Genomic DNA, 24,998 nt, shown 5'->3' with positions numbered 1-24,998 from the left:
TCGATTCCTTGTCAGGGCTGGCGCAGCCAGGTCTGCGTGCGCCAGAACGGCCCCACCGAGCCGCGTACTTCGAGCTTGCTGCCGCCCTCCACGGGCGTGAGCCGCAGCGTGTAGACCTTGCCGGACTCCGGGTCGAGGATCTTGCCGCCTTCCCAGACGTCCCGGCCTTCGGCCTTGTGCGCGCCGCGGATGATCTCCAGGCCGACCAGCGGCTGGTCCTTGCGCTCGTCGGTGCAGGCGGTGCAGCGCGCCTGCGGGTCGGCGCCGGGGCGCAGCAGCCGCTCGATGCGGCCGCTGAGCTGGCCGTCCTGCTCGAGGATCTGCATCTGCGCCTTGGGCTCGCCGGTCTTGTCGTCCACGCTCTGCCAGCGGCCCACGGGCGTCATCTGCGCCTGCGCGGCGGCGGCCGCGGCGCCGGCCAGCAGCGCGATCGCGAGCGGCTTCATGCCAGCGCCGCCTCGGTGTCCATCAGCGTGCGGCTGCCGGCACGGGCCGTGCGCATCAGGCTGGCGGTCTCGGGGAACAGCCGGGCAAAGTAGAAGCGCGCGGTCTGCAGCTTGGCGGTGTAGAACGGGTCGGCGCTGCCGGCCGCGATCGCGCGCAGCGAGGCCTGGGCCATGCGCGCGAAGCAGTAGCCGAACACCAGGTGGCCGGCCACGCGCAGGTAGTCCACGGCCGCGGCGCCGACCTCGTCGGGGTTCTGCAGGCCCTTGAAGCCGATCTCCATCGTGAACTTGGTGATCTGCTCGCCCAGCACCGCCAGCGGGTTGATGAACTCGGCCATCTTCTCGTTCACGCCTTCTTCCTCGACCAGCGCGGCGACGAGCCGGCCGAACTTCTTCAGCGAGGCGCCGTTGTTCGACAGCACCTTGCGGCCCAGCAGGTCCAGCGCCTGCACGGTGTTCGTGCCCTCGTAGATCATGTTGATGCGGGCGTCGCGCACGTACTGCTCCATGCCCGACTCCTGGATGTAGCCGTGGCCGCCGAACACCTGCTGGCACAGCGTGGTCGCGGCGTAGCCGTTGTCGGTGAGGAAGGCCTTGACGATGGGCGTCAGCAGCGCGACGAGTTCGCCGGACTCCTTGCGTACCGCGGCATCGGGGTGGTGCGCCTCCTTGGCCAGCAGCAGGCTGCAGTACAGCGCCATGGCGCGGCCGCCCTCCGCGTAGGCCTTGGCCGTCAGCAGCATCCTGCGCACGTCGGGGTGCACGATGATGGGGTCGGCCGGCTTGTCCTTGGCCTTGACGCCGGAGAGCGAGCGCATCTGCAGCCGGTCCTTGGCGTAGGCCAGCGCGTTCTGGTAGGCCACCTCGGTCAGCCCCAGCGACTGGTTGCCCACGCCCAGGCGGGCCGAGTTCATCATCACGAACATCGCCGCCAGGCCCTTGTTCGGCTCGCCGACCAGCGTGCCGACGGCGCCTTCCAGCACCATCTGGCAGGTGGCGTTGCCGTGGATCCCCATCTTGTGCTCCAGGCCGGCGCAGAAGATGCCGTTGCGCGGGCCGAGCGTGCCGTCGGCGCCGACCAGGAACTTGGGCACGGCGAACAGGCTGATGCCCTTGCTGCCGGCCGGCGCGCCGGGCAGGCGGGCCAGCACCAGGTGCACGATGTTCTCGGCCATGTCGTGCTCGCCGGCCGAGATGAAGATCTTGGTGCCGGTCAGCGCGTAGCTGCCGTCGGGCTGCGGCTCGGCCCGGGTGCGCAGCATGCCCAGGTCGGTGCCGCAGTGCGGCTCGGTCAGGCACATGGTGCCGGTCCATTCGCCGCTGGTCAGCTTGGGCAGGTACATGCGCTTCTGCGCGTCCGTGCCGTGCACGTGCAGCGCCGCGTGCGCGCCGTGCGACAGGCCCGGGTACATGGTCCAGGCCTGGTTGGCCGCGTTCATCATCTCGTACATGCACTGGGTCAGCACCGCGGGCAGGCCCTGGCCGCCGAAGTCCGTGTCGATCGACAGCGCGGGCCAGCCGCCTTCGACGTACTTGGCGTAGGCCTCCTTGAAGCCGTCGGGCGTCTTGACCTCGTGCGTGGCCGGGTCTAGCGTGCAGCCCTGGCGGTCGCCGACCTGGTTCAGCGGCTGCAGCACCTCGGCGGCGAACTTACCGCCCTCCTCGAGCACGGCGTTCACGGTGTCGGCATCGACCTCGGCGTAGGCCGGGATGGCGGCGAACTCGTCGGTGACGCGCAGCACTTCGTGCAGCACGAACTGCATGTCGCGCAGGGGCGGCGTGTAGGTTGGCATGGGCTTACTCCTTGGGTCGGGACGGGTGGTGGCGGTGGGAAGCCTGCGCGCGCGGGCGCGCGGCGGGGGGCGAAGGGGCCGCGGGCGCGGCGATGGTGGTGGCGCGGTAGCGCGCCAGGATGTGCTCGAAGCCGGCCTCGGCACGGTGGAGGGAGCCGGGGCGGTGCAGGAAGCGCTCCTCGTAGTGCAGCGCCAGGATCAGGCCATGGATCTCGAAGGCCATCTGCCGCGCGTCGGCGTCCGGGCGCAGTTCGCCGGTCTCCTGGGCCAGCGCGACGGCGCGGTCCAGGGCGGCCAGCCAGGCCTTGACCGAGCCGACCAGCGCATCGCGCACCGGGCCCGGCCGGTCGTCGAACTCGGCCGCGCCGCTGATGAAGATGCAGCCGGACTGCAGCTCCACGGCCACGCGCTTCATCCAGTTGGCGAACAACGCGCGCAGCCGCTGCAGGCCGCGCGGCACCTGCAGCGCGGGATGGAACACCTCGTCCTCGAAGCGGTGGCCGTACTCGCGCACGACGGCGATCTGCAATTCCTCGCGCGAGCCAAAATGCGCGAACACGCCGGACTTGCTCATCCCGGTCAGCTCGGCGACGGCACCGATGGACAAGCCCTCCAGGCCGATCTGCGAGGCCAGCCCCAGCGCCGCGTCGACGATGGCGGCCTTGGTCTGGCGGCCTTTGGGCAGCGTCCCGCCGGCCCGCCGGACAACGGGTCCGGGATCGGCGGCGGAACGCTTGGGCGGGCGGGGCATGGCAGCTCAATAGAACGAACGATCGTACTATTTTCCAGTAAAAAAAGCCGCGCGCAAGAGGGCACGAAGCTTTTTTCACCATGGCGGCCGATCCGGAGGATCGAACCGGCCGCTGCCAGACCGCCGCGTCCCGTGCGGACGCGATCAGCGATCAGAAAGGAAGGAGCACTGCCGGATGGCCGGCGGTACGGGGCCGGTCAGGCCAGCGGGCCCTGGCGGCGGCTGCGCTGCCATTCGTCATGCACGCGCCACAGCCGCGCCCGTTCGCGCCGCCTGGCCTTGCGCCATTGCACATACCCCACCCCGACGGCCGTCCCGAGACCGCCCAGTCCCAGCACCAACACCAGCAACCACATCGACGTACGACTCCCATCGCGACCACCGGTGTCGCACACCGGCAACCGTTTCATGATCGCACCACGCGGCCGCACCGCCGCGTCCACGGCGCGGAGGCCCCAGCCCGGAAAGGCCTTATCAGCGCTGCGGGCTTCAGGGACGGTTCAGGCGGCATGGAGGGCGCCCAGCACGCGCTCGCCGCGCGCGCCCGTCACGCTGGCCAGGCTGCCGGGCAGGCCCTGCAGGCGCCGCCATGCCAGCCAGGCGAACGCGGCGGCCTCGACCTGCTGCGGCGGCAGGCCCAGCGCCGCGGACGACTCCACGCGCAGCGCCGGCAGGCCGGCCTGCAGCCGGCGCATCAGGTCGCCGTTCAGCGCGCCGCCGCCGCAGACCACCAGCCGCGCCGCGCCAGGCGCATGCCGGCGCACGTCGTCCACGCACACGCCGGCCGTCAGCGCGGCCAGCGTGGCCTGCACGTCGGCCGGCGCCAGGCCGGGAAAGCCGGCCAGGTGCCGGTCCAGCCAGCCGGCATGGAACAGGTCGCGGCCGGTGCTCTTGGGCGGCGGCAGCACGAAGTACGGCTCGGCCCGCAGCGCCGCCAGCAGCGGCGCCTGCACCCGGCCGCCGGCCGCCCAAGCGCCGTCGGCGTCATAGGGCTGGCCGCGGTGGCGCTGGCACCACAGGTCCAGCAGCGCATTGCCGGGCCCGCAGTCGAAGCCGAGCACGGCCGCCGGGCTGCCGTCCGGCGGCAGCACGCTGAGATTGGAGATGCCGCCCAGGTTCAGCACCGCCAGCGTGGCGTCCGGCTGGCCGAACTGGGCCCGGTGGAACGGCGGCACCAGCGGCGCCCCCTGGCCACCGGCCGCCAGGTCGCGGCTGCGCAGGTCGGCGACGACGGGAATGCCGGCCAGTTCGGCCAGCAGCGGGGCATTCAGCAGCTGCACGGTGTAGCCGACGCCGTCCACCGCCAGCGGCTGGTGCCGCACGGTCTGCCCGTGGGCGCCGAGCGCGGCCACCGCGCCGGGCCCCAGCCCGGCATCCTGCAGCAGCTGGTGCACGACCTGCGCGTAGGCGCGCGCCACGCCGTTGGCCGCCAGCGCGGCACGGTGCAGTTCGTCGGGTCCGGGCGTGTTGAGCGCCAGCAGTTCGGCGCGGAGGGCCGGCTCGAACGGCCGGCTCGCATGGTGGTGCACGGTGAGGCGGCCATCGCCCTCGACGAGGGCCAGCACGCCGTCCACGCCGTCGAGCGACGTGCCCGACATCAGGCCGATCAACCGCTCGGCCACCGGGGCGGCCCTACTGGGCGCTGGCCTGCTGGATGCCGCTGGCGAAGGCCAGCTGCTGCCGCATCACGGCGGCCTGGCGCTCGAACGCGGCCCGGGCGGCTTCCGACACGGCGCCGGCCCCGGACTGCCCGGCGATCGTCGCCGGATCCTGGTGCTCGCCGTTCACGCGGAATTCGAAGTGCAGGTGCGGGCCGGTCGCCCAGCCCGTCATGCCGACGGCGCCGATGCGCTCGCCCTGCTCCACCGGCTCGCCCTGCTTCACGGAGATCTGCGACAGGTGGGCGTAGACCGTGACCATGTCGTCGCGGTGCTTCACGTAGACCACGTTGCCGAAGCCGTTCTGCGCGCCGGCGAACTCGACCACGCCGTCGCCGACCGTGCGCACCGGCGTGCCGATCGGCGCCGCGTAGTCCACGCCCAGATGCTGGCGCCATTGCTTCAGCACCGGATGGAAACGGCTCGCGAACCCGCTGGTCACGCGCGAGAACTCCATCGGCGAGCTCAGGAACGCCTGCCGCAGGCTGTGCCCGTCCAGCGCGAAGTAGCCGCCCTTCTTGCCCGGCTCCTGGAACCACATGGCCTGGTGGACCTTGCCGCCGCTCTCGAACTCGGCGCTCAGCACGCGGCCGGCGCGCAGCACCTCGCCGTCGGCTTCCAGCGTCTCGTAGACGACCGAGAAGCGGTCGCCCCGGCGCAGCCTGGTATGGAAGTCGATGTCGCCGGAGAACATCTCGGCGAGCTGCGAGGCCACGGTGTCGGGCAGGCCGGCATCGTCGGTGGCGGCGAACAGCGTGGTGCGGATCACGCCGCTGGCCAGCTGGCTGCCGGCCACCAGCGGCGCCTGCTCGATGCGCGCGCTGAAGCCCTTGTCGCCGCGCTCGACCACCAGGCGCTGGAACTGCGTGGCGTCGGCGCTGGCGATCCAGCGCATGCTCAAGCGATGCAGGCTCTGGTCGTCGCCGGCCTCGGCCGTGACCAGCCGGCCGGCCTTGCCCAGCAGCGCCTGGCGCGCACGCGCGTCGCGGCCGAGGTAGGCCACGGCGGCCGGGTCGGCGATGCCGAGCCGGTCCAGCAGCGAGCGCACGGTGTCGCTGGAGCGCGTGGTCTCGCTGCGGTACAGGTTGAAGCGGAAGACGTCGAGCGCCTCGGCCTGGGCGGCCAGCGGCGCCTGGGGCAGGACGGTCTGCGTCAGCTCGCGCACCGGCATGTCGGCCACGTCCGGCCCGAGCGAGGCCACGGCGAACGCGCCGCCGCCGCCACACAGCAGGACGGCCGCCAGCACGGCGGACAGGCGACGGGGATGGCGCCTGAGCGCCGCCAACAATGCAACGGAAACGGTAGCCAGACCGTTGTTCAAACCTTGTCCCCTGATCGACGGAAATGGAAGACGGCGAATCCGCAAGCACGGATTGCATGGAAGCGGGATCTCGTCCTGCAGCGGAACCTAAAATCGCAACAAAACCGTTAAATTATAACGACGTGCTCTCCGCGCAACAAATGGAAAACCCTCATGGACCAGAACGTGGACACCGCTGCAGTGTCTTCCTTGACTGACGGTGTACGGCAGGCGCTGGCCGTCACGCTGCGCGGCTGCGACGAACTGATCCCCCAGGACGACTGGATCCGCAAGCTGCAGAAATCCGAGGCCAGCGGCCAGCCGCTGCGCATCAAGCTGGGCCTGGACCCGACCGCGCCGGACATCCACATCGGCCACACCGTGGTGCTGAACAAGATGCGCCAGCTGCAGGACCTGGGCCACCAGGTGATCTTCCTGATCGGCGACTTCACGACCACCATCGGCGATCCTTCGGGCCGCAACAGCACGCGCCCGCCCCTGACGCGCGAGCAGATCGAGGCGAACGCCCGTACCTACTACCAGCAGGCCAGCCTGGTGCTGGACCCGGCCCGCACCGAGATCCGCTACAACAGCGAGTGGAGCGACGCGCTGGGCACGCGCGGGCTGATCCAGCTGGCCGCCAAGTACACCGTGGCGCGCATGATGGAGCGCAACGACTTCCACGCCCGCTTCACCGCCGGCACGCCGATCAGCGTGCACGAGTTCCTGTACCCGCTGATGCAGGGCTACGACTCGGTGGCCCTGAAGGCCGACCTGGAGCTGGGCGGCACCGACCAGAAGTTCAACCTGCTGATGGGCCGCCACCTGCAGGCCGAATACGGCCAGGAGCCGCAGTGCATCCTGACCATGCCGCTGCTCGAAGGGCTGGACGGCGTGGACAAGATGTCCAAGAGCAAGAACAACTACATCGGCATCACCGAGCCGGCCAACACCATGTTCGCCAAGGTGCTGTCGATCAGCGACGCGCTGATGTGGCGCTGGTACGTGCTGCTGTCGTTCAGGAGCGAGGCCGAGATCGCCGCGCTGAAGGCCGAGGTGGACGCCGGCCGCAACCCCAAGGACGCCAAGGTGCTGCTCGCCAAGGAGATCACCGCGCGCTTCCACAGCGCGCAGGCGGCCGAGGCGGCCGAGCAGGACTTCGTGAACCGCAGCCGCGGCGGCGTGCCGGACGAGATCCCCGAGCTGCAGCTGCCGCTGGGCGAGGGCGGCGCACCGATGGGCATCGCCGCGCTGCTGAAGGCCGCCGGCCTGGCCGCCTCCAGCGGCGAGGGCAACCGCCTGATCGACGGCGGCGGCGTGCGCGTGGACTCCGGCGTGGTCAGCGACAAGGGCCTGAAGCTCGGCGCCGGCACCTACGTGCTGCAGGTCGGCAAGCGCAAGTTTGCGCGCGTCACGCTGGGCTGAACCGCGCCGCGCGCCCGCGCGCTCCGACATGGCTGCGCCCGGGCCAGCGCCGGAAGCGGGCGCAGCGTGTCCTGGCCGCCGGCCAGGCCTTCACTTCAGCAGGTCCTGCACCTTGGCGATGGCCGCGACGGCGCATTGCTCGTCCAGGTGCCCGCCCGGCGCACCGCCGACGCCGACCGCGCCGATGGTCTCGCTGCCGACCTTGATCGGCACGCCGCCGCCCAGCAGCAGGAAGCCCGGCAGATGGACCAGGTTGGCAGCACCGGGGTTCTTCTGCGCGCCTTCCATCATGGCCTGGGTCGCGTTCCTGGCCGAGGCCGAGGTCCAGGCCTTGCGTTCGCTGGAGGCCAGCGTGTGCGGGCCGGCGCCGTCGGCGCGCTGCACGGCGCGCACCACGCCAGCCTGGTCGACCACGGTGGCGGCGACGGCGTAGCCGTTGGCGGCGCAGGCGGCCACGGCGCCGGCGGCGACCTGGTTGGCCAGCTCCAGCGAGATGCTGCGTTCGGTGCGCACGGCCTGGGCGGAGGCGCCCTGGGCGGCGAAGACCAGCAGGCTGGCGGCGAGAAGTGTTCTTGTGGCGTGCATGGGAAGATCTCCAGGGAAAGAGCCGCCACTGTAGGAATGGCGCCGCCGCGCCGCCATGCGGGCGGCTACGCCCGCACCTGCGTAGAACTACGGAGCGGCCTCGCCGTCGGCCAGCGCCGCATAGCGCCGGATCAGCTGGGCCAGCGACTCGGCTTGCAGCTTGTCGAACAGATGGGCGCGGTGCGTCTCCACCGTGCGCGGCGACAGCGCCAGCGCGCGGCCGATCTCCTTGTTCGTGAGGCCCTCGACGATCAGGCCCAGCACCTCGCGCTCGCGCGGCGAGAGCTGGGCATAGCGTTCGCGCGCCGCGCGGTCGGCCTGCAGGCGCTCGCGCGAGCGCACGTGCTGGCGCACGGCGTTCTGCAAGGCCTCGATCAGCAGGTCCTCGTCGACCGGTTTTTCCAGGAACTCGGCCGCGCCGGACTTGAACGCGCGCCGGCACAGCTCCACCGTGCCGTGGCCGGTCAGCATGATCACCGGCTGGTCCACGCCCTCGGCCGCCAGGCGCTGCAGCACCGCCAGGCCGCTGGTGCCGGGCATGCGCATGTCCAGCACGATGGCGCCGATGGCCGCGCGCTCGAAGCGCGCGAGGAAGTCCTCGGGCGCGGCCCAGGCCTGCACGCGCAGGCCGATGGTGCCGATCAGCAGCGACAAGGCCGCGCGCACGGCCGCGTCGTCGTCGATCAGGTGGACCAGCGGCGTGCTGGGGCCGGGCGCCGTCATGCCGCGGCGCCTTCGGCCAGCGGCAGGCGCAGCCGGAACATGCCGCCGCGCAGCGTCGCGTTGGCTGCGCTGAGGCTGCCGCCCATGCCCTGGGCCAGGCTCTCGCACAGGCTCAGCCCCAGGCCCAGCCCGCCCGCGCGCGTACTGAAGAAGGGCTCGAACACATGGGGCAGCACCTCGGGCGCCAGGCCCGGCCCGCTGTCCTGCACGGCCAGCACGCCCTCGGCCTGCTCGCGCGCGAGCGTCAGCGCGAGCCGGCGCTCCTCAAGCGGCACCTGCTCCAGCGCCTGCAAGGCGTTGAGCAGCAGGTTGTGCACGATCTGCTCCAGCGCGACCGGATCGGCGCGCACCTGCACATCGGTGGCGCCGTCCAGCTGCAGCACCACGGCACGGCGTTGCAATTCGGGCTCCAGCAGGTCCAGCGCCTTGCGCACCGCGGCCGGCAGGTCCACCGCCTGCAAGGCCGCCCCGGGCCCGGGCCGCTCGACCGCGCGCCGCAGCCGGCCCACGACCTCGGACGCGCGGCGCGCCTGGGCCACGGCCTGGTCCATGGCGGCGCGCGCGGTGGCGATCTCGGGCGGGTCCTCGGCCACGAGCCGGCGCGCGGCCTGGGTACTGGCCAGCAGGGCCGTGAGCGGCTGGTTCAGTTCGTGCGCCATGCCGGCCGCGAGTTCACCGAGCGCGTTGAGGCGGCCGACCTGGCCCAGGCGCAGCAGCGCCTCGGCGCGGCGCCGCGCGTCCGCCTGCCGGCGCAGCCAGCGCGCCGTGGCCAGCGCAGCGGCCACGGCGGCCGACAGCGCCAGCATGCGGCCCCAGGGCAGCTCGGACCAGCCCACGGTGCGCGTGGCCACCAGCGCGAAGGGCTGGCTGGGCGCGGCCAGCGTCTTGCGGAAGGCATAGGACCAGCCGTGCGCGACGGCGCGCCCCGCCTGCACGGGCAGGCGCTGCTCGCCCAGCACCAGGGCCACGGCCACCGGGCTGCGTTCGCGCGCCATCGGCCATTCGTCCCAGGGCACCATGCTGGCCACGTCGATCTGCAAGGCATAGGAGGCCGGCTGGGCCGCCTGCACGAGCCGATAGCGGCCCCGGGCCACGTCGAGGTCCGCCAGCGCGGGCTGGCGTGTCGTGCGCGAACGCGCCTCGGCCTCGCGCAACGCGGCCCCGGGCCAGGGCGCCTCGGCGTCGCTGCGGCGGATCGAAAGGATCTGCGAATACACCGAGGGCAGCCGTGCGAGCGCCGCATCGCCGGGCTGCAGCAGCGCCAGCATGGCCAGCACCGCGTCGTGGGCGACCACGCGCTGGCTCAGCAGCCGGTGCGCGATGCGCGCGTCGGTCTCGAACGCGGCCTGCTCGCGCTGCAGCGCCTGCTGCGCGAGCACCAAGCCGCCGGCCAGGCTCAGCAGAGCCCAGGCCAGCCACCATCCCCAGGAACGCGGCAGCGAGCGCATGCCGCGATTGTGGGTCAGCCGCCGAACACCATCGCGCGGTGCATGGCCGCACCGGCCAGCACGCCCTGGGCGGCGGCCTGCGTGGCGTTGCTCCAGGCCATCGCCGCGTCGCCGGCCGCGAACACACCCGGCACCGTGGTCTGGCCATCCTCCACGCGGATGAAGGGGCCGGCCGGCGACGCATCGAAGGCGCAGCCCAGTTGCCCGGCCAGCGGGCTGGCCATGGCCACCGTGGGCGCGATGAACAGGCCGCGCAGCGGCACCACGCGGCCCGCGAGCCGCACGCCGGCCAGCGCCGTGCCCTCGCCTTCCAGCGCCTGCACGGGGCCGGGCTCGACCGCGATGCCGAGCGCCGCCAGCTGGGCACGCTCGGCGTCGCCGATCGCATGGCCGTCCAGGAACAGCGTGGTCGGTCCCCATTCGGCGACCAGCTGGGCCTGGTGCAGCGACAGCGGCATGCGGTAGAGCACGCCCAGCGGCTGGCGGTCGAACTCGTAGCCGTGGCAATAGGGACAGTGGGCGACGCTGAGGCCCCAGCGTTCGGCCAGGCCCGGCAGCCCGGGCAGCAGGTCGCGCACGCCCGTGGCCAGCAGCAGCCGACGGCCCGCGAGGCGCTCGCCGTCGTCCAGCGTCAGCGCGAAGCCCTCGCCCTGCGGTGCCGCCGCAACGGCCTGGGCCGCCACGAAGCGCACCGTCGGGTAGGCCAGCAGTTGCTGGCGCGCCTGCGCGATGAGCGCCAGCGGCGCGCGGCCGTCGTGGCCGAAGAAGCCGTGCGAAGCGCTCGCGCAGCGGTTGCGCGGCGCACCCGCGTCCACCACGCAGATCCGGCGCCGCGCCCGCGCCAACTGCAAGGCCGCCGAGATGCCGGCGAAGCTGCCGCCGACGACGATGGCATCAATGTCCATGTCCGATCTCCTCTGAAAAACCATGGGATGGCCGGCCGCTGGCCCGCATGCGGCGGTGGAAGTCGGCCGACAGCTGCGCCAGCGTGACGTCGCCCAGGCGCGCCAGCAGCAGCGCCTCGGCCTGCTGGTAGGCGCCCTGCAGGGCGGTGTTGACGGCCTGCTCGACGAGGCACTCCGGGTTGTCGCTGCGGTGGCCCACGGCCAGCAGCGCCGGCGCGCCCACGGCCTCGTGGATGTCGCGCAGCGTGATGCGCTCCAACGGGCAGCAGAGCATCCAGCCGCCGCCATGGCCCTTGGCCGAGGCGACGAAGCCGGCCTCGCGCAGGCCGGCCATCAGCCGGCGCACCACCACCGGGTTGGTGGACATGGCGCGCGCCAGGGTTTCCGAGGTGGCCGGCCCCGGCATCTCGGCCATGTGCAACAGGGCGTGCAGCACGCCCGACAACCGGCTGTCCTTGTTCATGCAACATTATGAGTTGCATGAAAGGAAGAATGCCGGCCGGCGGCGCGATGCCCCCGTCCGGCGCAGGGCCGGAGGTTCAGCGGCGGGTGGCCACGACCCTGTCCGCCACCTCGCGCGGCGCCTGCGCGTAGTGCCGGAACTCCATGCTGTAGGTGGCGCGGCCCTGGGTCAGCGAGCGCAGCGTGGTCGAGTAGCCGAACATCTCGGCCAGCGGCACCTCGGCGCGCACCAGCTTGCCGCTGCCGCCCGGCATGTCCTCCATGCCCTGCACCATGCCGCGGCGCTGCGACAGGTCGCCCATCACGTGGCCCATGAACTCCTCCGGCGTCTCCACCTCCACGGCCATCATGGGCTCCAGCAGCACCGGCCCGGCGCGGCGCAGGCCCTCGCGCAGCGCCAGGCTGCCGGCCATGCGGAAGGCGTTCTCGTTCGAGTCCACCTCGTGGTAGGAGCCGAAGGTCAGCGTGACCTGCACGTCCACCACCGGAAAGCCGGCCAGCACGCCGGCCTTGAGCGCCTCCTGCACGCCGCGGTCCACGGCCGGGATGAACTCGCGCGGCACCACGCCGCCCTTGATCGCGTCGACGAAGCGGTAGCCGCCGCCCTCGGGCAGCGGCTCGACCTTCAGCACCACGTGGCCGTACTGACCCTTGCCGCCGGACTGCTTGACGAAGCGGCCCTCCACCTCCCCGGCCGCCGTGCGGATGGTCTCGCGGTAGGCCACCTGGGGCTTGCCCACGCGGGCCGCCACGCCGAACTCGCGCAGCATGCGGTCCACCAGGATCTCCAGGTGCAGCTCGCCCATGCCGGCGATGATGGTCTGGCCCGACTCCTCGTCGGTGCGCACGCGGAAGGACGGGTCCTCCTGCGCGAGCCGCGCCAGCGCGATGCCCATCTTCTCTTGGTCGGCCTGGGTCCTGGGCTCCACCGCCTGCGCGATCACCGGCTCGGGGAAGGCCATGCGCTCGAGCAGCACCACGTGCGCCGGGTCGCTGAGCGTGTCGCCGGTCGTCACCTCCTTCAGGCCGACCGCCGCGGCGATGTCGCCGGCGTGGACCGCCTCGATCTCCTGCCGCGCGTTCGCATGCATCTGCACCAGGCGGCCGATGCGCTCGCGCCGGCCCTTGCCCGGGTTGTAGACCTGCTCGCCCGACGTCACCACGCCCGAGTACACGCGGAAGAACACCAGCTGGCCGACGAAGGGGTCGGTCATGATCTTGAACGCGAGCGCCGCGAACGGCTCGGCGTCCGAGGGGTGGCGCTCGACGGTCCTGTCGGGGTCGTGCTCGTCGTGCCCGACGATGGCCGGCACGTCCAGCGGCGACGGCAGGTAGTCCACCACCGCGTCCAGCAGCGCCTGCACGCCCTTGTTCTTGAACGCGCTGCCGGCCAGCATCGGCACGATCTCGCCGGCGATGGTGCGCTGGCGCAGGGCGGCCTTGATCTCCTCCTCGCTCAGGGACTGGCCGGTCAAGTACTTGTCGAGCAAGGCTTCGCTGGCCTCGGCCGCGGCCTCGACCAGCTTCTCGCGCCATTCGCGGGCGGTCTCCACCAGCGCGGCCGGGATGTCGGCATAGGAAAAGCGCACGCCCTGGCTGGCCTCGTCCCAGACGATGGCCTGCATCTTCACCAGGTCGACCACGCCCTGGAAATGGTCCTCCGCGCCCACCGGGATCTGCACCGGCACGGCGTTGCCCTTCAGCCGCTCGCCGATCTGGCGCTGCACGCGCAGGAAATCCGCGCCCACGCGGTCCATCTTGTTGACGAAGGCGATGCGCGGCACCCGGTACTTGTTGGCCTGGCGCCAGACCGTCTCGCTCTGCGGCTGCACGCCGCCGACGGCGTCGTAGACCATCACGGCGCCGTCGAGCACGCGCATGCTGCGCTCGACCTCGATCGTGAAGTCCACGTGGCCGGGCGTGTCGATGATGTTGATGCGGTGCTCGGTGCCGGTGCCGGCCATGCCCTTCCAGAAGGCGGTGGTGGCGGCCGAGGTGATGGTGATGCCGCGCTCCTGCTCCTGCGCCATCCAGTCCATGGTGGCGGCGCCGTCGTGCACCTCGCCCAGCTTGTGGTTCACGCCGGTGTAGAACAGGATGCGCTCGGTGGTCGTGGTCTTGCCGGCATCGATGTGGGCGCTGATGCCGATGTTGCGCACGTTCTGGATGGGGGTCTTGCGGGACATGATGGATGGCTCACTGGCAACGGAGCCGGTCCACGCGCAAGGAAAGGAAGGCGGCCGGCCCCGGGAACAGGGGCGAGCCGCGCACGCACGGCTCAGGTCGGTGGGAAAGCGGGGGCGTGCCGGTACATCGGAATCTCCATGCGGATCGAGAGCCGCAGCTTAGACCAAACCGGCGGACGGCGCGCGGCAGCGCAGCCGCCCGGCCGGCGCATGCACCGCATCGAGGCGCCACGCCCAATGTCAGGGCATTCCACGGTACGAAAAATCCATTGCGGTGCATTCATGCACGAGAATGGCGCCCCTTTCGCGTCATTCCTTTTCGACATCAGCTCATGCAATACACCGATTGCCACGCCTTCATGGCCCATGTCGCCCAGCGCAACCCCGGGCAGCCCGAGTACATCCAGGCCGTCACCGAGGTCATGGAGAGCCTGTGGCCCTTCATCGCCGAGCACCCGCGCTATGCCGAGCAGAGCCTGCTGGACCGGCTGGTGGAGCCCGAGCGCATCGTGGTGTTCCGCGTCTCCTGGCTGGACGACCACGGGCAGATCCAGGTCAACCGCGGCTACCGCATCCAGCACAGCCTGGCGATCGGGCCGTACAAGGGCGGGCTGCGCTTCCACCCCTTGGTCAACCTGTCGATCCTGAAGTTCCTGGCGTTCGAGCAGACCTTCAAGAACGCGCTGACCACGCTGCCGATGGGCGGCGCCAAGGGCGGCTCGGACTTCGACCCCAAGGGCAAGAGCCCGGCCGAGGTGATGCGCTTCTGCCAGGCCTTCGCCAGCGAGCTGTTCCGCCACGTGGGCGCGGACACCGACGTGCCGGCCGGCGACATCGGCGTGGGCGGGCGCGAGGTGGGCTTCATCGCCGGCATGGTCAAGAAGCTGACCAACCGCGCCGACTGCGTGTTCACCGGCAAGGGCCTGGCCTTCGGCGGCTCGCTGATCCGGCCCGAGGCCACCGGCTACGGCACGGTCTACTTCGCGCAGGAGATGCTGGCGCGCGCCGGCCGCTCGTTCGACGGGCTGCGCGTGGCGGTCTCCGGCGCCGGCAACGTGGCGCAGTACGCGATCGAGAAGGCCATGGCGCTGGGCGCCAAGGTCGTGACCGTGTCCGACTCCAGCGGCACCGTGGTCGACGAGGACGGCTTCACGCCCGAGAAGCTGGCCGAGCTGATGGAGGTCAAGAACCACCTGTACGGCCGCGTGGAGGACTACGCCCGCCGCGCCGGCGGCCGCTTCGTGGCCGGCGCCACGCCCTGGGGCGTGAAGGTCGACGTGGCGCTGCCCTGCGCCACGCAGAACGAGCTGAGCGGCGAGGACGCGCGCCGCCTGGCCGACAACGGCGTGGTCTGCGTGGCCGAGGGCGCCAACATGCCCTCCACGCTGGAGGCGGTACAGGTGTTCGAGCAGCGCGGCGTGCTGTTCGCCCCGGGCAAGGCCAGCAACGCCGGCGGCGTTGCCACCTCGGGCCTGGAGATGAGCCAGAACGCGATGCGCCTGAGCTGGCCGCGCGAGGAAGTGGACGCGCGGCTGCTGGAGATCATGCGCAGCATCCACGCCGCCTGCGTGCGCCATGGCACGCGGCCGGACGGCAGCGTCAGCTACGTGGACGGCGCCAACATCGCCGGCTTCGTCAAGGTCGCCGACGCGATGCTGGCGCAGGGCGTGCTGTAACAGCGCGGCCGGCCCGGCCCGCGCCCGCCGCGGCTAGCGCGGCAGCGTGATCTCGACCACCAGCCCGCCGCCCGGGCGGTTGGCGAGCCGGATGTCGCCGCCGTGGCGCTGCGCCACGCGCTGCGCGATGGACAGGCCGAGCCCGGCGCCGGCATGGCCGCCGGCGCGGGCCGGATCGGCCTGGAAGAACGCGGTGAACACCTGGCCCAGCAGCTCGGGGGCGATGCCCGGCCCCCGGTCGCGCACCGCGATCCGGACCTGCGCCGCATCGGCCTGCAGCGACACGTCGACGCGCCCACCGGGCGGCGTGAACCGCAGGGCGTTGCGGACCACGTTCTCCAGCATGCTCGACAGCTCGGCCGCGACGCCCTGCAGCGGCACGGCCGCGGGCGGCGCCTGCCAGGCCACGGCCTTGCCGGTGGCCTCGGCCTCGTAGGCCACGTCGGCCAGCGTGTCGCCCACCAGCGCCGCCAGGTCCAGCGGCTGCCCGCGGACCGGCTGCGGATCGCGCAGGCGCGCGAGCCGCAGCACCTGCCCGGTCAGGCCTTCCAGGCGGTCGCACTCGCGCTCGATCCGGTCGAGCTGGGCGGCCGGGCCCTGGCGGTCCCGGCGCGCCAGCTCCAGCGCGAGCCGCAGCCGCGCCAGCGGCGAGCGCAGCTCGTGCGAGACGTCGCGCAGCAGCCGCTCCTGCGCCGACACCAGCTCCTGCAGCCGCTGCGCCGTGGCGTTGAAGTCCGCGGCCAGCGCGCCCAGCTCGTCGCGCCGGCCGGCCAGCGCCGGGCCCAGCCGCGCGTCGAGCGCGCCGCCGGCCAGCCCGCGCAGCCCGTGCTGCACCGCCAGCAGCGGGCGCGTGATGTGCCGCGCGACCACCCAGCAGATCGCGCCGCTGACCAGCACCGCGCACAGGAACAGCAGGACCAGCACGTAGGGCACGCCCAGCACCTCGTAGGCCGAGGAATCGAACGGCAGGAACAGCGCGAAATGGACCGCGCCGCCCGCGCTCTCCACCGCCGGCACGTTCCACCAGGAATCGGGCACCGGCACGGGCGCGCGCCGGTGCGCGGACGCCGCGCCGGGCAAGGCCTCGGTGCGCAGGGCCTGCCACTGGGCGACCGTCTGCGCGAGGTTCAGGCCGGCCCAGTCCCGCAGCCGCACCGGCAGGCGCCGGCCCAGCAGCTCGCGGCCCTGCGGGTCCACCAAGAACACGCGCAGCGTCGGGTAGCGCGCCTCGGTCCGCCGGACCCAGCGCTGCAGCGCATCGGTGCCGTCGCGCCCGGCCGCGCGCGCCTCCTGCGTCAGCCGGGCCGAGCTGACGCCGTCCAGCGCATGCAGCCGGGCCGAGGTGACGGCCAGCGTGACGCCGACGCCGATCACCAGGATCAGCACCAGGCCCGCCCAGAACGACAGGAAGATGCGGCGGAACAAGGCTGGCTCAGGCCATCGCCGGCGCGTGCGCGGACGCCACCGGGCGCGCGTGCAGCACGTAGCCCACGCCGCGCGCGCTGCGCAGCACCGGCAGGTCGGCCCGGCGGCCGTCCAGCCGCAGCTTGCGCCGCAGGTTGCTAACGTGCGTGTCCAGGCTGCGGTCGGTCGGCAGCAGCACGCGGCCCAGCCCCCAGCGCGTCAGCTGCGCGCGCGAGACCGGGCGGTTCGGCGCGCGCATCAGCGCCTCCAGGATGCGGGCCTCGGCCGCGGTCAGCGCCACCGGCGTGCCGGCGACGGCGGCCAGCGCCCGGGACGGATCGAGCTGCAGCGCATCCAGCCGCAGGCCCGGCGCCGGCGCGTCCGCCGCGGCGGGCGCGGCCCGGCTGCGGCGCAGCATGGCGAACAGGCGCGCCCGCAGCTCGCGCGGGTTGAACGGCTTGGACAGGTAGTCGTCCGCGCCGGCCTCCAGGCCCATGATCCGGTCGTCGTCCGAGCCGCGGGCGCTCAGCATCAGCACCGGCGTCGGGCGCCGCCGCTCGCGCAGCCCGCGCAGCACGGCGTAGCCGTCCAGCCGGGGCAGCATGAGGTCCAGCAGCACCAGGTCGAAGGCCTCGCGGGCCAGCCGGTCGGCCGCCTCGGCGCCGTCGTGCACGCACTCCACCTGCACCGGCTCGGGCTCCAGGAACTCCTGCAGCATCCGGCACAGCTCCAGGTCGTCGTCGACCAGCAGCACCCGCGGGATCGGGCCGCCAGCGGCGCCCGCACTCCACCCGGCAGCCGCGCACAGGCCGAACGGCTCCGGAGTTTGCAAAGAATTCATAAGAAACATCAACGACTTGTTTCAGCTTCCTATTATCCATATTGAGAATAACTCCCATTTGCCCTGCATTCGCGCCGGGCCCAACGTTCCATCGAGGTATCCGTGAGTTCCCGACATGCCGTCTCCGGCAAGGCGCTGGCGCCTTGCCTATTCACCCTTTTCCTGACCCAGGCCCATGCGCAGGGCCAGCCGGCCGCGGCCAGCCCCGACACGGCGCTGCAGACCGTGGTGGTCACCGCCTCCGGCACGGCGGTGGACATCCAGGAAGCGCCGGCCAGCATCAGCGTCATCACGCGCGAGGACATCGAGCGCAAGCCGGTGACCAGCCTCGGCGAGCTGCTGTCCACGGTGCCGGGCGTGACGGGCGGCATCTCCGGCACCGGCGCGCAGTCCAAGATCAAGCTGCGCGGCCTGCCCGAGAAGTACACGCTGATCCTGGTCGACGGCAAGCGCCAGGGCAGCTCGGCCGGCCTGAACTACCGCGACGACCTGGGCCAGCAGGACCTGGACTGGATCTCCCCGGACATGATCGAGCGCATCGAGGTGGTGCGTGGCCCGATGTCCTCGCTGTACGGCTCGGACGCCATGGGCGGCGTGATCAACATCATCACGCGCAAGATCGGCACGCGCTGGGGCGGCTCGGTCACGGCCAACTACTCGCGCCCGGACGACGCCGAGCGCGGCGACCGCCGGCAGGTCGGCTTCAACGTCAGCGGCCCGCTGGCCGAGAAGTTCGGCCTGCGCCTGGGCGGCAACTACACGCTGCGCGAGGCCGACGAAGGCAACGGCGGCTTCCCCGGCACCTATTTGTCCACCGGCGGCTCGCGCAACCAGAACCTCAGCGCGCAGCTGGCCTGGCAGCTCACGCCAGACCAGGTCGTCACGCTGGACGCGAGCCAGGGCACGCAGCGCGCGCTGGCCTCCCACGCGCAGGGCCCGAACGGACGGCCCGTCGTCTCGGCCTGGGGCCTGTCCAAGCTGGAGCACACGCACTTCGGACTCGGCCACGAGGGCCGCTTCGGCGATTGGCGCTCCACGCTCAACCTGGTGCGCCACGAATACGAGAACAAGGGCACGGCGCTGGGCAGCAACTCCGGCGAGACCACGCTGGACGGCCGGCTCGACCTGCCGTTCAAGCTGCTCGGCCTGGACCAGGCGCTGACGCTGGGCGGGCAGTGGCGGCGCGAGAGCCTGGAGAACCGCGACACCATCGGCACGGTGCCGATCGACTACGCCGGCAACCCGGTCGGCGGCGCCCGCCTGAGCGCGACGACCTGGGCGCTGTTCGGCGAGGACCAGGTCTTCCTGCGCGAGAACCTGTCGCTGACGCTGGGCCTGCGCATGGACCACCACAAGAAGTACGGCAGCAACTGGAGCCCGCGCGGCTACCTGGTCTACCACCCGGCGCCGGCGTGGACCGTGCGCGGCGGCGTCTCACGCGGCTTCCGGGCGCCCGGGCTGAAGGAGAACTCGGCCGGCGCGGCCACGCAGTCCGGCGGCAACGGCTGCCGCGGCCTGATCGGCATGGGCTGGAGCAGCACCAGCGTCGACATCGACGGCCAGCGCGGCTGCTACATGGCCGGCAACCCGGACCTGCAGCCCGAGACCAGCCTGAACCACGAGCTGGGCGTCGGCTACGAGCGCGGCGGCTGGTCCGCCGGCGCCACCTATTTCCACACCAACTTCCGCAACAAGATCGACTACCAGCCGCTGGGCTTCGCCAACGGCTACTGGTGGACGCGCATGGCCAATGCGCAGCGCGCCCGCACGCGCGGCCTGGAGGCCTACCTGAACGTGCCGCTGGCGAAGAACCTGGAGTGGAAGAACAGCCTCACGCGGATGTTCGAGTCCAAGAACCTGACCACCAACGCGGCGCTGCTGGCCGTGCCCGAGCTGTCGGCGACCTCGGCGCTGAGCTGGCACATCCAGCCGGCCTGGACGGCCGACCTGAGCGCGCGCTACGTCGGCAAGGAAGTCGTGGTCAGCGGCACCGCCACCACGTTCGCCAAGGCCTACACCACGCTGGACGTGGCGACCAACTACCAGGTGAACGACCTGCTGACGCTGCGCGCCGGCGTGCTGAACCTGTCGGACCGCCAGTCGCGCGAGACCGGCGCCAACTACGACAACGGCGGGCGCACCTACTTCGTCGGCATGACGGCGCGGTTCTGACCGGCGCGCGCGGCCGCCGGCCGGCGTGCCGGCGGCTGCCTATGATCCGCCGATGCTCTGGACTCCCCGCATCGCGGCCCTCACGCTCGGCCTGGCCGTGCTCGGCGGCCCCGCGCCGGCGGCCTCGCCGGCCGAGCCGGCCGCCGCGGCCGCCGCCCGGGCCTCGGCGCCCGAGGCCCTGCCCGACGTCTCCGAACTGCGCGCGCGCTTCGCGCAGCTGCCCGAGATCGCCAGCGGCGCCGACGAGGTGCGCGCGCTGCAGGCCCGCTACGGCGCGCTGGTCGCCGACGCCAACCGCTTCATCGCCGCGCGCACCAGCCAGCTCAACGACCTGAACGCGCGGCTCGGCGAGCTCGGCAACCCGCCGGCCGCCGGCGCCAGCGAAGACCCCGACATCACCCGCCAGCGCGCCACGCTGACGCGCGAGCGCAACACGGTGGACGCGGACATCCGGCTGGCGCGGCTGGTCGTGGTCGACGCCGAGCAGCGCAGCGCCGACCTGCGCAGCCGCCAGCGCGACCTGTTCGAGGCCCAGATGGCCGACCGCGCCGCCTCGCCGCTGGGTGCCGGCTTCTGGCGCGAGCTGGGCGAGGCCTGGCCGGCCGACCGGCAGCGCCTGGCGCCGCTGGGCGAGGAGCTGCGCGCGGCCGGCGCGCGGCTGGCCCAGCCGGAGCACCGCGGGCCGGTGGCGCTGGCGCTGCTGCTGGCGGTGCTGGCGATCACGGTCGGCGACGTGCTGGCCGAGCACGGCCTGACGCGGCTGGCGCGCCGCCTGCTGCCGAACGGGCGGCTGCGCCGCTCGCTGCTGGTGATCGCGATCGTCGCGGTCAACCTGCTGGTCGTCGCGCTGGCCACGCGGACGGCGCTGCGCACGCTGGCCGTGCATGCCGACTTCGGCCCGCTCAGCGGCAGGCTGGTGGCGCTGGCCGACGCGTCGGTGCTGTTCATCGCCTTCGTGACGAGCCTGGGCCGTGCGCTGCTGGCCAACGCGCGGCCGTCCTGGCGGCTGCCGCGCCTGCCGGACGCGACGGCGCGCCGGCTCAGCCCCTACCCCTGGCTGGTGGCGCTGGTGGGCGTGCTGGTGTGGCTGCCATCGCAGGTCAACGACATCGTGCAGACCAGCCTGGCCGCCGTGCACGCGACGCAGGCCGCCACCGCGCTGGCGCTGGCGCTGCTGGGCTTCGGCGTGCTGCGCCGGCTGCGCGGCGCGCCGGACGACGCACCGCCGCCCGGCGGCGACGCCCCGCCCGAGCGCCCGTTCTGGGTCGGCCTGGTGCTGGGCCTGGTGGCGCTGCTGCTGCTGGGCGTGCTGGTGCTGGTCGCCGCCGGCTACCTGGCGATCGCCAGCCTGCTGGCCGCGCAGCTGGCCTGGACCGGCCTGGTCGCCGTGACCTTCTACGTGCTGCTGCGCTTCGCCGACGACCTGTGCATGGCCTTGTTCACCGCGCGCAGCGAGTTCGGCCAGCGGCTGCAGCGCGGCTTCGGGCTGGCGCCGGCCACGCTGGACCAGACCGCCGTGGTGCTGTCCGCGCTGGCGCGGCTGGTGCTGTTCTTCTACATGGTCATCGCGCTGCTGGCGCCGCTGGGCACGGGGCCCGAGCAGGTGCTGGGGCAGACCGGGCGCATCGGCCGGGGCCTGTCGATCGGCGAATTCCAGCTGGTGCCGGCCGCCATCTTCAGCGCGCTGGCCGTGCTGGCCGGCGGCTTCGTGGCGCTGCGCGTGTTCCAGCGCTGGCTGCGCGAGCACTACCTGCCCACGACCACGATGGAGCCGGGCATGCAGAGCTCGCTGGCCACGCTGCTGAACTACGTGGGCGTGGCGCTGGTGGTGGCGGCCGGGCTGTCCGCGCTGGGCATCGGCATCAACCGCATCGCCTGGATCGCCAGCGCGCTGTCCGTGGGCATCGGCTTCGGGCTGCAGGCCATCGTGCAGAACTTCATCTCCGGCCTGATCCTGCTGGCCGAGCGGCCGGTGAAGGTGGGCGACTGGGTGGTGCTGGGCACGACCGAGGGCGACATCCGGCGCATCAACGTGCGCGCCACCGAGATCCAGCTCGGCGACCGCTCCACCGTGATCGTGCCGAACTCCGAGTTCATCACCAAGACCGTGCGCAACATGACGCTCAGCAACGCCGAGGGCCGCGTGCTGATCCGCCTGCCGATGCCGCTGGCCACCGACGCGCCCAAGGTGCGCGAACTGATGCTGGCGGCCTGCGCCGCGCACCCGGCCGTGCTGCCGGCGCCGGCGCCCTCGCTGACGCTGGAGGGCGTGGAGAACGGCATGCTGGTGTTCCAGTCGATCTGCTACGTCGGCGGCCCGCGCCTGGTGGGCGGCGTGCGCAGCGAGCTGCTGTTCGCGATGCTGGAAGCGTTCCGCGCCGCCGGGCTGGCCATGGCCACGCCGCCGACGGTGGTGGTGGCGCCGGCGCCAGCGCCGCCGCCGGCCTGAAGGGGTGAACGAACCGGCCGCGCCCACGACGGGGCGGGGCGGACTGCAGGTGCAGGCCGCCGCTCCGGCGCATGCCGGGGCAAGGACGGGAATGCCCGCATGCGGCCCGCCGCGCACCAGCCCGGGGCGTGGCGGCGTGGTGCAGGAAGCAGGACATCGGGCCTCGCGTGGGTGCGCGCGCTTCGTCCGCACCTTCCGAAGCCCGCCGAGTCGCCCCGGCCAAGCCCGCATGGCCGCTGGGGGCTCGCGCGCGGCGTGGGCGCCCCTGCCCACAATGGCCGGTCCGCCGCAGCGAGGAGCCCCCGTGACGACCCGTGCCCGCAGCCCGCATCCGTCCTCCACGGGCGCCCGGACGCCATGACGCCGCCGGCCGCCGCCGCGCCGCTGACGCTGCGCCACGCCGTCGCGATCACGGTCGGCGTGGTCATCGGCGCCGGCATCTTCAAGGCGCCCTCGCTGGTGGCCGGCAGCGTGCCCACGGCCGGCTGGATGTTCGCGCTGTGGGCGGCCGGCGGGCTGGTCGCGCTGGTCGGCGCGCTGTGCTATGCCGAGCTGTCCGCCGCCTACCCGAGCGCGGGGGGCGAGTACCACTTCCTCGCGCGCGCGTTCGGCCGCGGCACGGCGCTGCTGTACGCCTGGGCGCGCTTCACCGTCATCACCACCGGCTCGATCGCGCTGCTGGGCTTCGTGTTCGGCGACTACATGGCGCAGCTGGTGCCGCTGGGGCCCTATGGCAGCGCGCTGTGGGCGGCCGTCGCCACGCTGCTGCTGACGGCGCTCAACCTGCGCGGCATCCGCAGCGGCGCCGAGGCGCAGGCCTGGCTCACGGTGGCGGAGGTCGGCGGGCTGGTGCTGATCGTCGCCGCGGCGCTGTGGGCCGGCGGCACCGGCGCCGGTGCCACGCCGCCGGCGGCGGCCGGCCCGGCCACGCCGGCCGGCATCGGATTCGGCATGGTGTTCGTGCTGCTGACCTTCGGCGGCTGGAACGACGCGGCCTGCATCAGCGCCGACCTGCCCGACCGCCGCGCCATCGCGCGGGCGCTGCTGTCGTCCGTGCTGATCGTCACGGTGCTGTACCTGCTGGTCAACTGGGCCTACTGGTCGGTGCTGGGGCTGGCCGGCATGGCGCAGTCGCCGGCGGTGGCCAGCGCGGTGCTGGCCGCCGCCTTCGGCCCGCGCGCCGGCCAGCTGGTCGCGGCCATGGTGGCCGTGGCCGCGCTGACCTCGATGAACGCGACCATGATCGTCGGCGCCCGCACCGCCAGCGCGCTCGGCCGCGACTGGCCGGCCCTGCGCGTGCTGGCGGCCTGGGACGACGCGCGCCGCGTGCCGCGCCACGCGCTGCCGATCCAGTGCGCGCTGGCGCTGACGCTGATCGCGCTGGGCGTGGCCTTCAAGGGCGGCTTCCAGGCCATGGTGGAGTACACGGCGCCGGTGTTCTGGCTGTTCTTCCTGCTGGTCGGCATCGCCCTGCTGCGCCTGCGCGCCACCGACGCCGCGCGCGAGCGCCCGTTCCGCGTGCCGCTGTACCCGCTGGTGCCGCTGCTGTTCTGCGCCAGCAGCGCCTGGATGCTGTGGTCCAGCCTGGGCTACGTCTATTCCCAGCGGCTGGGCGGCTTCAACGCGGCTTGGATCGGCGTGGGCGTGCTGGCCAGCGGCGGCGTGCTGTTGCTGCTGCTGCGCGCTGGCCCGGGCCGGCGCTGAGCCCCGCCCGGCCGGCGCCGCCGGCGCGCTTCAGCGCGCCAGGCCGGCCAGCCAGGGATCCCTGGGTGCTCCGCCGTAGTGCTCGACCAGGAAATCGACGAACGCGCGCGTACGGCGCGGCAGGTGCTGGCGGCTGGGCCAGGCCGCGTAGATGTGGAAGCAGGACATGGCCCAGTCCGGCAGCACGCGCCGCAGCCGGCCCTCGCGCAGGTCGTCGGCCACGTTCAGCGACAGCGTGCCGGCAATGCCGTAGTGCCCGCGCGCGGCCCCGATCAGCACGGCCGCGTTCGCCGAGCCGATGGCGGCGCGCTGCGGCTGCAGCGCGATGGTCCCGTCCGGGCCGTCGCGCCCCTGGGAGCGGAACAGCCAGACCTTGCGCTCGAACGCCGACTCCGGCACCAGCAGCGTGTGCTGGCGCAGGTCCTCGGGCCGGGTGATCTTCGGGTGCCGGCCCAGGTACTCGGGCGTGGCGCACAGCACGGCCTCGGCATGCGCCAGCAGCGTCGCGAAGAAGTTGCCGTCCAGCGGCTCCGCGCCGTGGACCAGGATGGTCACGTCGGCCGCGTCGTCGGGCACCGCGGCCTGCGGGCTGGACAGCAGCAGCTGGATGTCCAGCCCCGGGTGGCGCTCGGCGAACCGCGGCACCAGCCGGGCCAGGCTGGCGGTCAGGAATTCCTGCGGCGCCGCCACGCGCAGCAGGCCGCGGATGCGGCCGGTGGCCGCGGAGGCCTGCTCGTTGGCGTCGTCGATCTCCTCCAGGATGCTGCGCACGCGCTCCAGGTACTGCGCGCCCACCTCGGTCAGCGACAGCGCGCGCGTGGTGCGGTTCAGCAGCCGGGCCTTCAGCGACTCCTCCAGCTCGGCGACGGCGCGCGTGACCACCGAGTTGGCCACGTTCAGCGCGCGCGCGGCCCCCGCGAAGCTGCCCTCGTCGACGACCTTGACGAAGGTGCGCATGGTCTTGAGTTCGTCCATGCGGGCATTGTCCGCGGCGGCGCGGTGCGGGCGGTCTTCCTTCAAATTGCCGATGACCGCGGCGCCCGGCATGCGCATGATGCCCACCGGAGGGC

The 24,998-nt window shown here is 72.9% G+C and carries 20 protein-coding genes; 5 read left to right on the top strand and 15 right to left on the bottom strand.

Features of this window, described 5'->3' with window-relative positions:
- Positions 1 to 11 precede the first annotated feature (11 nt).
- The 6 genes from QM782_RS09600 to QM782_RS09575 all read right to left on the bottom strand — a co-directional run bounded on the left by QM782_RS09600 (position 12) and on the right by QM782_RS09575 (position 5,969).
- A complete protein-coding gene (locus QM782_RS09600) occupies positions 12 to 446 on the bottom strand; it encodes a DUF2147 domain-containing protein (RefSeq protein WP_415202693.1) in 435 nt (144 codons plus the stop codon).
- The gene (locus tag QM782_RS09595; protein WP_415202692.1) at positions 443 to 2,239 is read right to left on the bottom strand and encodes an acyl-CoA dehydrogenase C-terminal domain-containing protein; all 1,797 of its coding nucleotides are present in this window, start codon (positions 2,237 to 2,239) and stop codon (positions 443 to 445) included. Before QM782_RS09595 ends, QM782_RS09600 begins: the two co-directional genes overlap by 4 nt.
- A gap of 4 nt (positions 2,240 to 2,243) precedes the next feature.
- Positions 2,244 to 2,990, bottom strand: coding sequence for a TetR/AcrR family transcriptional regulator (locus QM782_RS09590; protein WP_415202691.1), 747 nt, complete (start codon positions 2,988 to 2,990; stop codon positions 2,244 to 2,246).
- 197 nt (positions 2,991 to 3,187) lie between these two features.
- On the bottom strand, positions 3,188 to 3,400 hold the full coding sequence (locus tag QM782_RS09585; RefSeq protein ID WP_415202690.1) for a hypothetical protein: 213 nt from the start codon (positions 3,398 to 3,400) through the stop codon (positions 3,188 to 3,190).
- 90 nt (positions 3,401 to 3,490) lie between these two features.
- The gene (locus tag QM782_RS09580; RefSeq protein WP_415202689.1) at positions 3,491 to 4,612 is read right to left on the bottom strand and encodes an anhydro-N-acetylmuramic acid kinase; all 1,122 of its coding nucleotides are present in this window, start codon (positions 4,610 to 4,612) and stop codon (positions 3,491 to 3,493) included.
- A gap of 10 nt (positions 4,613 to 4,622) precedes the next feature.
- A complete protein-coding gene (locus QM782_RS09575; protein ID WP_415202688.1) occupies positions 4,623 to 5,969 on the bottom strand; it encodes a peptidoglycan DD-metalloendopeptidase family protein in 1,347 nt (448 codons plus the stop codon).
- Positions 5,970 to 6,122: 153 nt separating this feature from the next.
- Between QM782_RS09575 and tyrS the strand changes: the two genes are divergently transcribed.
- Positions 6,123 to 7,373 (top strand): tyrosine--tRNA ligase, encoded by a 1,251-nt coding sequence (gene tyrS / locus QM782_RS09570; protein WP_415202687.1) that lies wholly within the window; start codon positions 6,123 to 6,125, stop codon positions 7,371 to 7,373.
- Between the two features lie 90 nt (positions 7,374 to 7,463).
- On the opposite strand, the gene QM782_RS09565 is transcribed toward tyrS, so the two are convergent.
- The 6 genes from QM782_RS09565 to fusA all read right to left on the bottom strand — a co-directional run bounded on the left by QM782_RS09565 (position 7,464) and on the right by fusA (position 13,682).
- Positions 7,464 to 7,958 (bottom strand): GlcG/HbpS family heme-binding protein, encoded by a 495-nt coding sequence (locus QM782_RS09565; protein ID WP_415202686.1) that lies wholly within the window; start codon positions 7,956 to 7,958, stop codon positions 7,464 to 7,466.
- 87 nt (positions 7,959 to 8,045) lie between these two features.
- The gene (locus QM782_RS09560; protein WP_415202685.1) at positions 8,046 to 8,681 is read right to left on the bottom strand and encodes a response regulator transcription factor; all 636 of its coding nucleotides are present in this window, start codon (positions 8,679 to 8,681) and stop codon (positions 8,046 to 8,048) included.
- On the bottom strand, positions 8,678 to 10,129 hold the full coding sequence (locus QM782_RS09555) for a sensor histidine kinase (RefSeq protein WP_415202684.1): 1,452 nt from the start codon (positions 10,127 to 10,129) through the stop codon (positions 8,678 to 8,680). The genes QM782_RS09560 and QM782_RS09555 overlap by 4 nt, the downstream gene beginning before the upstream one ends.
- Before the next feature lie 14 nt (positions 10,130 to 10,143).
- Complete coding sequence (locus QM782_RS09550) at positions 10,144 to 11,034, bottom strand: NAD(P)/FAD-dependent oxidoreductase (protein WP_415202683.1); 891 nt, start codon at positions 11,032 to 11,034, stop codon at positions 10,144 to 10,146.
- Positions 11,024 to 11,497, bottom strand: coding sequence for an Rrf2 family transcriptional regulator (locus QM782_RS09545; protein WP_415202682.1), 474 nt, complete (start codon positions 11,495 to 11,497; stop codon positions 11,024 to 11,026). The genes QM782_RS09550 and QM782_RS09545 overlap by 11 nt, the downstream gene beginning before the upstream one ends.
- A gap of 76 nt (positions 11,498 to 11,573) precedes the next feature.
- Positions 11,574 to 13,682: an elongation factor G gene (gene fusA, locus QM782_RS09540; protein ID WP_415202681.1), complete on the bottom strand. Its 2,109-nt coding sequence runs from the start codon at positions 13,680 to 13,682 to the stop codon at positions 11,574 to 11,576.
- A 332-nt stretch (positions 13,683 to 14,014) separates the two neighbouring features.
- Between fusA and gdhA the strand changes: the two genes are divergently transcribed.
- Positions 14,015 to 15,358, top strand: coding sequence for an NADP-specific glutamate dehydrogenase (gene gdhA, locus QM782_RS09535; protein ID WP_415202680.1), 1,344 nt, complete (start codon positions 14,015 to 14,017; stop codon positions 15,356 to 15,358).
- Positions 15,359 to 15,391: 33 nt separating this feature from the next.
- Here gdhA and QM782_RS09530 read toward each other — a convergent pair whose 3' ends face one another.
- Positions 15,392 to 16,783 (bottom strand): ATP-binding protein, encoded by a 1,392-nt coding sequence (locus QM782_RS09530; RefSeq protein WP_415202679.1) that lies wholly within the window; start codon positions 16,781 to 16,783, stop codon positions 15,392 to 15,394.
- A gap of 7 nt (positions 16,784 to 16,790) precedes the next feature.
- Complete coding sequence (locus tag QM782_RS09525; protein WP_415202678.1) at positions 16,791 to 17,603, bottom strand: response regulator transcription factor; 813 nt, start codon at positions 17,601 to 17,603, stop codon at positions 16,791 to 16,793.
- Between the two features lie 102 nt (positions 17,604 to 17,705).
- Between QM782_RS09525 and QM782_RS09520 the strand changes: the two genes are divergently transcribed.
- The 3 genes from QM782_RS09520 (at position 17,706) to QM782_RS09510 (ending at position 23,928) form a co-directional block, all read left to right on the top strand.
- Entirely contained in the window at positions 17,706 to 19,775 is a 2,070-nt protein-coding gene (locus QM782_RS09520; protein ID WP_415202677.1) for a TonB-dependent receptor domain-containing protein, read from the top strand.
- A 52-nt stretch (positions 19,776 to 19,827) separates the two neighbouring features.
- Positions 19,828 to 22,224, top strand: coding sequence for a DUF3772 domain-containing protein (locus QM782_RS09515; protein ID WP_415202676.1), 2,397 nt, complete (start codon positions 19,828 to 19,830; stop codon positions 22,222 to 22,224).
- Positions 22,225 to 22,581: 357 nt separating this feature from the next.
- Positions 22,582 to 23,928 carry an APC family permease gene (locus QM782_RS09510; protein WP_415202675.1) on the top strand — a complete coding sequence of 449 codons (1,347 nt, stop codon included), beginning with the start codon at positions 22,582 to 22,584 and terminating at the stop codon, positions 23,926 to 23,928.
- 30 nt (positions 23,929 to 23,958) lie between these two features.
- On the opposite strand, the gene QM782_RS09505 is transcribed toward QM782_RS09510, so the two are convergent.
- Positions 23,959 to 24,903: a LysR family transcriptional regulator gene (locus QM782_RS09505; RefSeq protein WP_415202674.1), complete on the bottom strand. Its 945-nt coding sequence runs from the start codon at positions 24,901 to 24,903 to the stop codon at positions 23,959 to 23,961.
- Between the last annotated feature and the right edge of the window lie 95 nt (positions 24,904 to 24,998).

The organism is Pseudorhodoferax sp., from assembly GCF_047601025.1.
GTDB lineage: Bacteria > Pseudomonadota > Gammaproteobacteria > Burkholderiales > Burkholderiaceae_C > Pseudorhodoferax.
The sequence above is the reverse complement of the archived record's forward strand: the minus strand, read 5'-3'. Positions and strand labels throughout refer to the sequence as shown.

Bases quoted from the DNA above. Each gene is read 5' to 3' on its own strand.
- QM782_RS09600 (WP_415202693.1), bottom strand. From the start codon at position 446: ATGAAGCCGCTCGCGATCGCGCTGCTGGCCGGCGCCGCGGCCGCCGCC.
- QM782_RS09595 (WP_415202692.1), bottom strand. From the start codon at position 2,239: ATGCCAACCTACACGCCGCCCCTGCGCGACATGCAGTTCGTGCTGCAC.
- QM782_RS09590 (WP_415202691.1), bottom strand. From the start codon at position 2,990: ATGCCCCGCCCGCCCAAGCGTTCCGCCGCCGATCCCGGACCCGTTGTC.
- QM782_RS09585 (WP_415202690.1), bottom strand. From the start codon at position 3,400: ATGAAACGGTTGCCGGTGTGCGACACCGGTGGTCGCGATGGGAGTCGT.
- tyrS (WP_415202687.1), top strand. From the start codon at position 6,123: ATGGACCAGAACGTGGACACCGCTGCAGTGTCTTCCTTGACTGACGGT.
- QM782_RS09565 (WP_415202686.1), bottom strand. From the start codon at position 7,958: ATGCACGCCACAAGAACACTTCTCGCCGCCAGCCTGCTGGTCTTCGCC.
- QM782_RS09560 (WP_415202685.1), bottom strand. From the start codon at position 8,681: ATGACGGCGCCCGGCCCCAGCACGCCGCTGGTCCACCTGATCGACGAC.
- QM782_RS09555 (WP_415202684.1), bottom strand. From the start codon at position 10,129: ATGCGCTCGCTGCCGCGTTCCTGGGGATGGTGGCTGGCCTGGGCTCTG.
- QM782_RS09550 (WP_415202683.1), bottom strand. From the start codon at position 11,034: ATGGACATTGATGCCATCGTCGTCGGCGGCAGCTTCGCCGGCATCTCG.
- QM782_RS09545 (WP_415202682.1), bottom strand. From the start codon at position 11,497: ATGAACAAGGACAGCCGGTTGTCGGGCGTGCTGCACGCCCTGTTGCAC.
- fusA (WP_415202681.1), bottom strand. From the start codon at position 13,682: ATGTCCCGCAAGACCCCCATCCAGAACGTGCGCAACATCGGCATCAGC.
- gdhA (WP_415202680.1), top strand. From the start codon at position 14,015: ATGCAATACACCGATTGCCACGCCTTCATGGCCCATGTCGCCCAGCGC.
- QM782_RS09525 (WP_415202678.1), bottom strand. From the start codon at position 17,603: ATGAATTCTTTGCAAACTCCGGAGCCGTTCGGCCTGTGCGCGGCTGCC.
- QM782_RS09515 (WP_415202676.1), top strand. From the start codon at position 19,828: ATGCTCTGGACTCCCCGCATCGCGGCCCTCACGCTCGGCCTGGCCGTG.
- QM782_RS09510 (WP_415202675.1), top strand. From the start codon at position 22,582: ATGACGCCGCCGGCCGCCGCCGCGCCGCTGACGCTGCGCCACGCCGTC.
- QM782_RS09505 (WP_415202674.1), bottom strand. From the start codon at position 24,903: ATGGACGAACTCAAGACCATGCGCACCTTCGTCAAGGTCGTCGACGAG.